The following is a 13,552-nucleotide window of genomic DNA, read 5'->3' on the forward strand; positions in this document are numbered from 1 at the left end:
CGGCCGTTCGCGCGTCCAGGCTCGATGAGAGGTGAATGAACCCGAATGGAAACTGCCCGCCGTTCTGCCCGCGGTAACCGCCGTCGCCGGTCGAGCAGTCCGACATTCGGGCAGTTACTGACCGGGGCTGTCGAATCGGCAGCCGACGCGATCGCCATCCAGTTCAACCCCACCGGCGACCCCGCCGACCAGCGCGAACTCACCTACCGCGCGCTCGACGAGGAGTCATCGCGCCTGGCCAGGGAACTGATCGCCCGCGGCGTCGGCCCCGGCGACATCGTCGCCGTCGCGATCACCCGCTCGATCGAATCGGTGCTCAGCGTCTGGGCGGTGGCGAAGTCCGGCGCGGCCTACGTGCCGATCGACCCGGCCTACCCGGCCGAGCGCATCGCTCATATCGTCACCGACTCGCACGCCGTGCTGGGTGTGACCACCGCGGCGCACCGGCCGGGGCTCGGCCACTCGACGACCTGGCTCGAACTCGACGACCCCGCGGTGGTGGCGGCCGTCGCCGCGCAGCCGGCGCACGCCATCTCCTACAGCGACCGGGTGCGCACGCTCGACGAGCGTCACCCGGCCTATGTCATCTACACCTCCGGTTCCACCGGTCTGCCCAAGGGCGTGGCGGTGACCCAGGCGGGCCTGTCGACGATGGCCGCGGTGGGCAGGCAGTACCAGGTCACCGCGGAGTCGCGGGTGACCCACCTGAGCTCGCCCAGCTTCGACTTCTCCCTGATGGAGATGCTGTTCACCTTCACCGCGGGCGCGACCCTGGTGGTCGTCCCGCCGACCGTGTTCGGTGGCGAGGAACTGGCCGATCTCGTTCGCCGTGAACAGGTCTCGCACCTGCTGATCACGCCCGGCGCGCTGGAGTCGGTGGACTCCACCCGGGTCGACAGCGTGCGCGTGGTCGTCACTGGTGGTGACAAGCTCGGCCCCGAACTGGTGGATCGCTGGGCGAGGGCCGACCGTTCGGTGTTCAACGCCTACGGCCCCACCGAGGCCACCGTCATGGTGACCACCGGCGAGATGACCGCGGGCGAGCCGGTGACGCTGGGTTCGGTGATTCCCGGCGTCGCGGCGTTCGTGCTCGACGCGCGCCTGCGCCCGGTTCCCGCGGGCGTGGTCGGCGAGCTGTACCTGGCCGGTCCCGCGCTGGCGCAGGGCTATCTCGACCGCCCGGCACTGACCGCGGAACGCTTTGTGGCCAACCCGTTCGGCGCCGACGCGGGCGCGCCGGGCGGACGGCTGTACCGCACCGGTGACCTGGTGCGCCGCAACACCTCCGGTGCGTTCGAGTACCTCGGGCGCTCGGACTTCCAGGTCAAGATCCGCGGCCTGCGCATCGAGCTCGGCGAGATCGACAACGCGCTCACCACGCACGCCGACGTCGACTTCGCGGCCACCCTCGGCCGCACGCTGACCAACGGCGTGACCTCGCTGGTCGCCTACGTGCTGCCCCGCGCGGGCGCCGCGGTGACCCCGGCCGACCTCGCCCACCACCTCTCGGGCCTGCTGCCCGCGTACATGGTGCCCGCGGCGATCATGCTGCTCGACGAGATCCCGCTGACGCCGGTCGGCAAGCTCGATCGAAAAGCATTGCCGGAGCCCACCTTCACCGCCCGCGAGTTCCGCGCGCCGAGCACGCCGATCGAGGAGATCATCGCGCAGGTGTTCGCCGCGCTGCTGATGCCCGGCGAGGACGACAAGCACCGGGTCGGCGCCGACGACGATTTCTTCGAGCTCGGCGGCAACTCGCTGCTGGCCGCCCAGGCCGTGGCCAGGATCGGTACCGCGCTCGACGCCAGAGTGCCCGTGCAGCTGGTGTTCGAGGCGTCGACGGTGTCGGCGCTGGCCGCCCGGGTCGAATCGCATGTGGGCGCGGGCACCGGCAACCCGCTGACCGCGCAGGCCCGTCCCGAGCAGATCCCGCTGTCGTACGCGCAGCAGCGGATGTGGTTCCTGAACCGTTTCGATCCGGCCAGCGGCGCCAACAACATTCCGCTGCCGGTCCGGCTGTCCGGCGAACTGGATGTGGCCGCGATGCGTGCCGCGGTGGCCGACCTGGTCGCCCGCCACGAGGTGTTGCGCACCATCTACCCGGAGGTCGACGGCGACGCCGTGCAGCTGGTGCTGCCGGTGAGCGATCCGCGCGCGGTGCCGCCGGTCGAGGTGGTCGACGCGACGGCGGAGCAGCTGCCGCAGCTGATCGCCGAGCAGGCCGTGGCCGGGTTCGATGTCGCGCTCGCGCCGCCGGTGCGGGTGCGGCTGTTCCGCCTCGGCGCCGAGGAACACGTGCTGCTGTGCGTGGTGCACCACATCGCCGCCGACGGTTTCTCGATGGCGCCGCTGACCCGCGACCTGATCGCCGCCTACTCCGACCGGCTGCGCGGCAGCGCGCCGCACTGGCACCAGCTGCCGGTGCAGTACGCCGACTTCACCCTCTGGCAGCGGGCCACGCTGGGTGCCGAATCCGACCCGGATTCGCTGCTGGCGCAGCAGATCTCCTTCTGGCGTGACGAATTGTCCGGGCTGCCGGAGCAATTGGACCTGCCCGCCGACCGCCCGCGCCCCGCGGCGATGACCAACCGCGGCGCGAGCTACGACTTCCGGATCGACGCCGACGTGCACGCCGCGCTGGATCGGCTGTCCCGCGAACACAATTCGACGCTGTTCATGGTGGTGCACGCGGCGCTGGCCGTGCTGCTGGCCCGCCTGTCGGGCACCACCGACATCGCCGTCGGCACCCCCGTCGCGGGCCGCGGCGAGGCGGTGCTCGACGACGTCATCGGCATGTTCGTCAACACCCTGGTGCTGCGCACCGAGGTGGACCCCGCGCGCAGCTTCGACGAGCTGCTCGGCACGGTCCGCGGCACCGACGTGGCCGCCTTCGGCCATGCCGATGTGCCGTTCGAGCGGCTGGTCGAGCTGCTCGACCCCGCCAGGTCGATGGCCAGGCACCCGCTGTTCCAGGTGATGCTCACCTTCCAGAACCTGGCGGGCACCGAGCTGCAACTGCCGGGTCTGACCGTCTCCGGCGTCGATCTGGCCGTGCCGTTCGCGAAGTTCGATCTCGAACTCACCCTGGTTCCGCTGGAGACCGACGGCGTGGCGAGCGGGGTGTCGGCGGCGTTCACCTACGCCACCGATCTGTTCGACGAGGCCACCGTCGCCGGTTTCGCCGACCGTCTGGTGCGGCTGCTGTCGGAGGTGGTGGCCGATCCGGCCCGCCCGGTCGGTGCGATCGAGCTGCTGGAGCCGGTCGAGCGCACGCGAATCCTGGAGCAGTGGAACGACACCCGGCACGAGCTCGCGCCCGCGCTGCTGCTCGACGGCTACCGTGCCGCGGTCGCCGCGCATCCCGACGCGGTCGCGCTGTCCTATGAGGGCGCCGAGCTGACCTACCGCGAGTTCGACGAGCGGGTGAACCGGCTGGCCCGGCTGCTGGTGCAGCGCGGGGTCGGTGCGGAGTCGCTGGTCGGCCTGGCCGTGCGCCGGTCGCTGGACCTGGTTGTCGGTATGTACGCGATCGTCACCGCGGGCGGTGCCTATGTGCCGCTCGACCCGGATCATCCGGCCGAGCGGATCGCGCACATCCTCGATACCGCGCAGCCGGTGTGCGTGCTCACCACGACCGCCGACGCGGTCGAGGTGCCCGCCGCTACGCCGGTGATCACGATGGATACCGTTGCGCTGGACGGCTTCCCGGGTGAGCCGCTGAGTGCGGCCGAGCTGATCCGTCCGGTGCTGCCGCAGCACCCGGCCTACGTCATCTTCACCTCGGGTTCCACCGGCCGCCCGAAGGGTGTCGCGGTGTCGCATCAGGCGATCGACAACCAGATCGCGTGGATGCTCGCCGAGTACCCGCTGGGCCCCGGCGATGTGTACCTGCAGAAGACCGCGACCACGTTCGACGTGTCGCTGTGGGGTTACTTCATGCCGCTGCGCAGCGGCGCGAAGCTGGTCGTCGCCACCCACGACGGGCACCGCGACCCGGCCTACATCGCCGAAACCATTGCGGCGCAGGGCGTCACGATGACCGACTTCGTGCCGTCGATGCTGACCGTGTTCGCCGCGCACACCACCCCGGGCGCCATCCCCACCCTGCGCGACGTGTTCGCCATCGGTGAGGCGCTGCCGCCGGAGACGGTCGATGCGCTGCGCGCGGTCTCGCCGGCGCAGGTGCACAACCTCTACGGCCCGACCGAGGCCGCCGTGTCGGTGACCTACTGGCCCGCGGGCGAGACCGACCGTGGCTCGGTGCCGATCGGTGTGCCGCAGTGGAACACCCAGGTGTACGTGCTGGATTCGCGGTTGCGTCCGGTGCCCTCCGGTGTCGTCGGCGAGCTGTACCTGGCGGGCGATCAGCTCGCGCGCGGGTATGTCGCCCGGCCCGACCTGACCTCGGATCGCTTCGTGGCCAACCCCTTCGCGCCGGGTGCGCGGATGTACCGCACCGGTGACCTGGTGGTGTGGCGCACGCCGACCGCCGACACCCACGTCCTGGAATACCTGGGCCGCACCGACTTCCAGGTGAAGTTCCGCGGCCAGCGCATCGAGCTCGGCGAGATCGAGACCGCGCTGCTCGCCCAGCCCGCCGTGAGCCAGGCCGTCGCGATCGTGGCCGATTCGCCCGCCGGTGAACAGCTGGTCGCCTACGTGGTGCCCAAGCCGGGGGAGCGGATCGAGCAGGCGCCGTTGCTCGCCGCCATCGGTGAGTCGTTGCCCGCCTACATGATTCCGGCCGCGCTGGTCGCGCTGGAGGCGTTCCCGCTCAACCCCAGCGGCAAGCTCGACCGCAAGGCGCTGCCCGCGCCGACCTTCACCGCGGGCGAGTTCCGCGCGCCCGCCACTCCGACCGAGGAGATCGTGGCCGGCGTCTACGCCGAGCTGCTCGGGATGGCCCGCGTCGGCGCCGACGACGACTACTTCGCCCTCGGCGGCAACTCGCTGATGGCCACCCGCGCGATCGCCAGGATCAACGAGGCGCTCGACGCGGACGTCACCATTCGCGATCTGTTCGAAGCGCCGACGGTGGCCGCGCTGGCCGCGCGTGTCGGCGCGGCGGGCGGGGCTGCGGCACGTCCCGCGCTGGTCGCGGGGGAGCGGCCGGAGCGGATTTCGCTGTCGCTGGCCCAGCAGCGCATGTGGGTGCTCAACCAGCTCGACCCGGCCTCGGGCTCCTACAACATCCCGTTCGCCATCCGGCTGACCGGCGCGCTCGATGTGACCGCGCTCGACGCTGCCGTGACCGATGTCCTCGGCAGGCACGAATCGCTGCGAACCCGCTTCCCGGTATCGCTCGAGGAAGCACCGGTCCAGGAGATCGTGGCGGTGGCCGACGTGCTGCCGAGCGGTCTCGAGGTCGAAACCACCACCGACGTGCTGTCCAGGGCTGCCGAACTGGCTGCCGCCGGCTTCGACGTGACGCGCGAAGTGCCGGTGCGGGCGCGGCTGCTCACCGACGGCTCGACCGCCGACTGGCTGCTGGTCTTCGTGGTGCACCACATCTCCGCCGACGGCGCGTCGCTGGCGCCGCTGGCCCGTGACCTGATGACGGCCTACGTGTCGCGCGCCGGGCAGCAGCCCCCGGCCTGGACGCCGCTCGCGGTGCAGTACGCGGACTTCGCGCTGTGGCAGCGCGCGGTCGTCGGCGCGGACGACGAGCCCGGCTCGGTCGCCGCCGCGCAGCTCGACTACTGGCAGACCCAGCTGGCAGGCGTCCCGCCGCTGCTCGAGCTGCCGCAGGACCGGCCGCGCCCCGCGGTGCCGACCCTGCGCGGCGCGACCACCGAGCTGCGACTGCCCGCCGAGGTGCACGCGCAGCTGAACCATATTGCGCGCGAGCACAAGTCGTCGTTGTTCATGGTCGTGCACGCGGCGCTGGCCGTGCTGCTGGCCCGGCTGTCGGGCACCTCCGACATCGCCATCGGCACCGCCGTCGCCGGGCGCGGTGAGCGGGCGCTCGACGAGCTGGTCGGCATGTTCGTCAACACGCTGACCCTACGCACGGTCGTGGATCCGGCCGGGTCGTTCGACGAGGCCGTCGATCTGGCCCGCGAGACCGATCTCGGTGCCTTCGCCCATGCCGATCTGCCGTTCGAGCGGGTCGTCGAGGTGGTCGCGCCGGGTAAGGGCAGCGCGCACAACCCGCTGTTCCAGGTGGCGCTGACCTTCAGCAACAACGAGGCGGCCGCGCTCGAACTGCCCGGCCTCACCGTGACTGCGCTCGAAACCGCGGTGGCGGCCAAGTTCGACCTGCAGGTCGACGTCGAACCCCGGTTCACCGCCGAGGGCACGCCGGACGAGCTGGTCACCCTGTTCAACTACGCCACCGACCTGTTCGACGAGTCGACGGTGCGCACCATCGGCGAGCGCTTCGCCCGCATCCTGGCCGCGGTCGCCGCCGACCCGCAGATCCGCGTCGGCGACATCGACATCCTGGACGAGCAGGAACGGGCTCGGTTGCTCGCCGGTGCCGCGCAGGCGCCCGCGCCGACCAGCCCGTCGGGCGGCACCACGCTGGCGCAGGCCTTCACCGCGGCGGCGGAAGACGATCCGGACGGCCCCGCGCTGGTCTGGGGCGAGGACTCGCTGACCTACGAACAGCTCGACCACCGCTCCTCGCGACTGGCCCGGCTGCTGATCGGCCGTGGGTTCGGCCCGGGTGCCGGTGTGGCCGTTGATCTTCCGCGTGGGATCGACTGGGCGGTGGCGGTCTGGGCGGTGCTCAAGGCGGGCGCCGCGGTGCTGCCGATGTCGGGCGCGCTGCCCGTCGAACCCGCGGCCAAGATCGGCATCACCGCGGGCACCGCTCCCGAGGGCGACTTCGAGTGGGTCGTCCTCGACGATCCGCCGATCCGGACGGAACTGTCGACGCAGTCGGCCCGTCCGGTGACCTACGCCGACCGCACCAGGGCCCTGCGCGGCGGCGACCCGGCGTTCGCCGGCGCCGACGGCGTCCGCAGCTACGACGAACTCGCCACGGCGGGTGCGCAGGTGCGTACCGGCACCGAGCTGACCTTCGAGTCGCGGACCTTCGGCAACGGCGCGGCGGACAGCTTCGCCGTGCTCGTCGAGCCGGTGGCGGCCGGCGTGGCGGGCGCGTCGATGGTGCTGGTGCCCGATGCCGAGGACGGCTTGTCGACGGTGCTCGCCGAGGAATGGGTGAGCCACCTGTTCGGCGATCGGGCCGGTATCGAGGCGGTCGACACCGCCGGTCTCGACGATCTGCAGGCGCTGATCGCCGACGCCGCGCCGGGCAACACCGGCCCGGCCGAGGTCGTGCTGGTGCTGGGGGACCTGCGTACCCCGGTGGCCTGAATCTGACCGGGGCAGCGGGGCAACGAGTTTCGGTGATGGGTGAGGTGGAATCGCGATGACTAGACCTGTACGGACGCGGCCGGTGCGGACTCGGCGCGCCAGGGTGACCGCGCTGCCGCAGCTGCTGGCTACTGCGGTGGAGACCAATCCCGACGGTGTCGCCGTGGTGCTCGCCGATGCCGGGCACACCCTCGGCAGTCTCGGCTACGCCGAGCTCGACGAGCGTTCCAGCCGGATCGCGCGGCTGCTGATCGCCCGCGGTATCGGCGCGGGTGACCTGGTCGCCATCGGTATCCCGCGGTCGATCGAGTCGGTGCTCGCGGTGTGGGCGGTCGCCAAGACGGGCGCCGGTTTCGTGCCGGTGGACCCGAACTATCCGCCGGATCGGGTGGCGCACATGGTCTCCGACTCCGGGGCGGTGTTCGGGCTGACCATCGCCGCAGTCGCCGATCGGCTGCCCACGCAGGTGGAGTGGCTCGCCCTCGACGACGACGCGATCGTGCCCCGGCTCGACGAGGTCTCCGGCGATCCCGTCACCAATGACGACCGGCTGCGCCAGATCCGTGCCGAGGACCTGGCCTACGTCATCTACACCTCCGGCTCCACCGGTCTGCCCAAGGGCGTCGCGGTGACCCAGGCCGGGCTGGCCGGATTCTGTGCGGAACAGCGCCTGCACTACGGCGTCGAAACCAACTCGCGCACCCTGCATTTCGCCTCGCCGTCGTTCGACGCCTCGCTGCTGGAGCTGCTGCTCGCGGTGGGTGCGGGCGCGACCATGGTGATCGTCGACCCGAGTGTCTACGGCGGCGACGATCTGGCCGCGCTGCTGCGCCGGGAACGGGTGAGCCACGCGTTCATCACCCCCGCCGCGCTGGCTTCGATCGACCCGGCCGGACTCGACGACTTCCGCGTGGTGGCCGTCGGCGGCGAGGCGTGCCCGCCGGACCTGTTGCGGCGCTGGGTGATTCCGCTGGCCGATGGAACGCTGCGCGAGTTCCACAATGTCTACGGACCGACCGAGACCACCATCGTCACGAATATCAGTGTGCCGCTGAAGCCCGGTGACCCGCTGACCATCGGCGGTCCGCTGCGCGGCGTCGCCGAATACGTCCTCGACGACCGGCTCGGCCCCGTCCCGCCCGGCGTCACCGGCGAGCTCTACATCACCGGCGCCCAGCTGACCCGCGGCTATCACGCGCGGCCCGGGCTCACGGCGTCGCGGTTCGTCCCGAATCCGTTCGACCCGGCGGGTTCCCGGCTCTACCGCACCGGCGACCTGGTCCGCTGGACCGCCGACGGTGCGCTGGAATACGTGGGCCGCAACGATTTCCAGGTGAAGATCCGTGGTTTCCGGATCGAACTCGGTGAGATCGACGCGGTGCTCTCGGCACACGAGAGCCTGGACTTCGCCGCCACGGTTGGGCACGAACTCGACAGCGGCGCAACGATTCTGGTGTCCTACGTGCACGCCGCGCTCGGCGCGACCGTCGACACCGCCGCGCTCACCGCGTTCGCCGAGCGCAGCCTGCCCGCGCACATGGTGCCGACCGTGCTGATGGAACTCGACACCATCCCGCTGACCCCGGTGGGCAAGCTGGACCGGCGGGCGCTGCCCGCGCCGGTGCTCGAGCACGCCGAATTCCGCGCGCCCGCAACGCCGGTGGAGCAGATCGTCGCGGGCACGTTCGCCCAGGTCCTCGACCTCGGCGCCGATACGCAGCTCGGTCTCGACGACGACTTCTTCGCGCTCGGCGGCAACTCGCTGCTGGCCACCCAGATCGCCGCCCGTCTCGGCGCCGCGCTCGACACCGACTTCCCGGTCCGCCTGCTGTTCGAGGCGCCGACAGTGGAGGCGCTGGCGCAGCGGCTCGGCGAATCCGCCGGCGCCGGTGCGCGTCCCGCGCTGGTCGCCGGAGAGCGGCCGGAGCGGATTCCGCTGTCGCTGGCCCAGCAGCGGATGTGGTTCCTCAACCAGTTCGACCCGGAGTCGGTCGCCTACAACATCCCGATGGCGGTGCGGCTCAGCGGCGCGATCGAGGTGGACGCGCTGCGGGCGGCGGTGAGCGACCTCGTCGCCCGGCACGAGACCCTGCGCACCATCTACCCCGAGACCGACGACGGCCCGATCCAGCAGGTCCTGCCCGAATCGGCGGCGACGCCACAGCTCGAGGTGCGCCGGATCGGCGCCGACGAGCTGGGTGCCGCCATGCACGCGCTCGGCTCGTCCGGGTTCGATGTGCGCAGCCAGGTGCCGCTGCGGGTCGCGCTGTTCGAACTCGGCCCCGACGAGTCGGTGCTCGCCGTCGTCGTGCACCACATCGCCGGTGACGGCTCCTCGCTGACCCCGCTGACCAGGGACCTCATGCTCGCCTACGCGGCACGCTCGGCGGGCTCCGCACCGGACTGGGCGCCGCCGGCCGTGCAGTACGCCGACTACGCGCTCTGGCAGCGGGCTCTGCTCGGCAGCGAGGACGATCCGGCGTCGCTGGCCTCGGCCCAGCTGGCCTACTGGCGGGACGCGCTGGCGGGCCTGCCCGATCAGCTCGACCTGCCCGCCGACCGCCCGCGCCCCGTCGTGCAGTCCTTCGCGGGCGGCCGGGTGCCGATCGAGATCGACGCCGACACCCACCGCGCGCTGCTGGCCCTGGCCCGCGCCCAGGGCGCCACCCTGTTCATGGTGGTGCACACCGCGCTGGCGGTGACGCTGGCCCGGCTTTCTGGCACCGGTGATCTCGCGATCGGCACCCCCATCGCGGGTCGCGGCGAGGCCGCCCTCGACGACCTGATCGGCATGTTCGTCAACACCCTGGTCTTCCGCACCACGCTGCGGCCGGGTGAACCGTTCACCGAGCTGCTCGCCCGCCAGCGCGATACCGACCTGCAGGTGTTCGCCAACGCCGACCTGCCGTTCGAACGCCTCGTCGAGGCGATCAACCCGGCCCGCTCGACCGCGCGGCATCCGCTGTTCCAGGTCGGGCTGTCCTTCCAGAACCTGACCCGCACCGGGCTCGAACTCGGTGAACTCGCGGTCGAGGGTGTCGACGTGGATCTGGCTGTCTCGCAGTTCGATCTGCACGCGGTCGTCGCCGACACCTACGACGCCGACGGTGTCGCGCAGGGCATCAGCGGCGTGTTCACCTACGCCACAGACCTTTTCGACGAGTCGACCGCCCGCGATTACGCGGACCGGTTCGCTCGGGTGCTGACCGCGGTCGCCGCCACACCACAGCGTCCCGTAGACGAGCTGGAACTGCTTTCGACCGCCGAGCGGGAGCGAATCCTGCACGGCTGGAACGCCACCGGGCATCCGTGCCCGCCCGCCACCCTGGCCTCGCTGTTCGCCGAGACCGCCGCCGGGCACCCCGACGGGTTCGCGCTGGTCGACCACGACGGCACCCAGCTGACCTACCGCGACTTCGCCGCGCGGGTGCATCGCCTCGCCCGGCACCTGATCGCGCAGGGCGTGGGCGTGGAAGACCGGGTCGCACTGGCGATCCCGCGATCCACCGATCTCGTCGTCGCCATGTACGCGGTAGCGCAGACCGGTGCCGCCTACGTACCGATCGACCCGACGCAACCCGCCGATCGGATCGGGCACGTACTCGACACTGCCGCCCCTGTCTGTGTATTGACTACGGCGGGTTCGGGATTCACCTACTCCGCGTCGTCGATCGAGGGCGCATACGCCCAGGTTCACGAACCAGCTACCGCGCGTGCGGGATTCGCATCAGGTTCGGCGCAGGTGGCCGGTGTCGACACAGCCCCGGTCCACGAACCAGTTACCGCGCGTTCGGGAGTCGATTCAGGCTCGGCGCCGGTGGTTGTCCTCGACACCCTCGACCTCTCGGCGCTGTCGGGTGCGCCGATCGCGGCAAACGAGCGGCGTGGCGTGCTGCGACCGGAGAACACGGCGTATGTGATCTTCACGTCGGGATCGACGGGCAAGCCGAAGGGCGTCGCCGTCTCGCACGGTGCGATCATCAACCAGTTGCTGTGGAAGACAGCGGCTTTCGGGCTCGGCCGGGACGATTCGGTGCTGCTCAAGACGGCAGCTACCTTCGATCTGTCGGTCTGGGAGTTCTGGTCGGCCGCGGTGTGCGGCGGCACGCTGGTGATCGCCGCGCCCGACGGGCATCGTGATCCGGCATACCTGCTCGGTGTCATGGCCGATCGCGCGGTGACGACCCTGCATGTCGTCCCCTCGATGCTCGACGCCCTGCTCACCGAATCCGGCGGCACGCTGCCGCCCACGCTGCGCCGGGTGCTGGCGATCGGCGAGGCATTGCCCGCCGCGACCGCGCAACGCTTCCTCGGGACGAATTCCGCCGCGCTGCACAACCTGTACGGCCCGACCGAGGCCGCCGTCTCGATCACCGACCACCGCGTGACGACGGCCGACCGCACGACAGTGCCGATCGGCGCTCCCGAATGGAACAGTCAGGTCTACGTCCTCGACGCGCGCCTGCGCCCGGTCCCGGTGGGTGTGTCGGGCGAGCTGTATCTCGCAGGCGCACAACTCGCCCGCGGCTACTACGGCCGCCCCGACCTGACCGCCGACCGGTTCGTCGCCAACCCGTTCGCCGCAGCTGACGGGTCTGCCGATGGTCTCCGCGCCGGCTCGGTCGCCGTTACTGATGACGGACGGACTCAGCCGCACCCTGGTGCCGCGGGCGGAGCCCGGATGTACCGCACCGGTGACCTGGTGGCGTGGACCGCCGACGGTGAGCTGGAGTATCGCGGCCGTACCGACTTCCAGGTGAAGATCCGCGGTTTCCGCATCGAGCTCGGCGAGATCGAGGCCGCGCTGCTGGCCGCACCGCAGGTCGCCCAGGCCGCGGTGCTCGCCCAGTCCGATCCCCAGCTCGGGGACCGGCTGGTCGCCTACGTGGTGCCCGCACCCGAGACCGAGCTGACCGCGGCCGGCGCCAAAGCCGCGGTGGCGCAGGTGCTTCCGTCGTACATGGTGCCCGCGGCGTTCGTCGTCCTCGACCGGCTGCCGCTGAACGCGAACGGCAAACTCGACCGCGCCGCGCTCCCCGCGCCGGTGCTCGAACCGCGCCACTACCGGGAACCGGTGGGCGAGAACGCGCTCGCCGTGGCCGAGGTGTTCACCGAGGTGCTCGGTGTCGACCGCCCCGGCCTCGACGACGACTTCTTCTCCCTCGGCGGCAACTCGCTGCTGGCGACCCGGGTGGTGCACCGGTTGCGCGAGCGCACCGGCACCGAGCTCACCGTGGCCGCTTTCTTCGCCGACCCGACCGTGTCGGGGCTGGCCGACCGGCTCGCGGCCGGTCCGGCGGGCCTCGGCGGCGACCTCGACGCGGCACTCGCGGTGACCCTGCCCATCCGCCGCGGCGGCAGCGGGGAACCTCTGTTCTGCATCCACCCGGTCGCCGGTCTGGCCTGGGCCTACGCGGGCTTGGCCCCGCACCTGCCCGAGGACCGCCCGATCATCGGCATCCAGTCGCCCGCGTTGACCGACCCGGACTTCCGGCCCGCCACCGTGGACGACCTGATCGACCGCTACCTCGCCGAGATCAGGGCCGCCCAGCCGCAGGGGCCGTATCACCTGCTCGGCTGGTCGCTGGGTGGCGTCCTCGCGCAGGCGGTGGCCACCAGGCTCCAGGCGGCGGGGGAGACCGTAGCCTCGCTGACCATGCTGGACAGCGTGCCCGGCGCCGACCTGGCCCATTTCGGCGCCGAGTTGCGCGACGCGTTCCGTGAACTCGGCATTCCCGATCAGCAGCTTCCCGCCGCCGACCGGCTGTCCGCGCTGGGCGAGGACGCCCTCGCCGCGCTGCACGCGGCGCTGGCCGGGTCGACGCCGATCTCGCTGCCGCGGTTCGTCGGCATGTACCGGGGCGCGCTGCACACGATCGGTCTGATCACCCAGCTGACGCCTGCCCGATTCGTGGGCGATCTCACCTACTTCACCGCGCTGCGGACGACGGGGAACGCCCCTGGTGGCGCCTCCCGGTGGCGGCCGTATATCAGCGGGGTCATCGCCGATCACCCGGTCGACGCCAGTCATCAGCAGATGCTCGGCCCGGTGGCCGTGGCCACAGTCGGTCCGGCAACAGCGCAGGTCATCGCCTTTTCCGGCCGGTAAATCGATAGCTCCACGTAACAGGCTCGAGGCAGTTTACGATTCTGTTGCTGAGAGTTCGGTGTGTCGTGGAGCACACCTCGGCGAGGGTCGGCGAGAGTGGTTAGGTATGACTATGCTGTG

At 71.3% G+C, this 13,552-nt stretch carries 2 protein-coding genes; both read left to right on the plus strand.

The genetic code is table 11. The features are described from left to right. Positions 1-45: 45 nt before the first annotated feature. Positions 46-7,323 carry an amino acid adenylation domain-containing protein gene (locus ACFVAV_RS19275; protein ID WP_379036324.1) on the plus strand — a complete coding sequence of 2,426 codons (7,278 nt, stop codon included), beginning with the start codon at positions 46-48 and terminating at the stop codon, positions 7,321-7,323. Positions 7,324-7,405: 82 nt separating this feature from the next. Next, positions 7,406-13,432, plus strand: a complete 6,027-nt coding sequence (locus ACFVAV_RS19280) for an amino acid adenylation domain-containing protein (protein WP_379036498.1) — start codon at positions 7,406-7,408, stop codon at positions 13,430-13,432. The last annotated feature ends 120 nt before the right edge of the window (positions 13,433-13,552 follow it).

This window comes from Nocardia sp. NPDC057663, assembly GCF_042799895.1.
Classification (GTDB): Bacteria; Actinomycetota; Actinomycetes; order Mycobacteriales; family Mycobacteriaceae; genus Nocardia.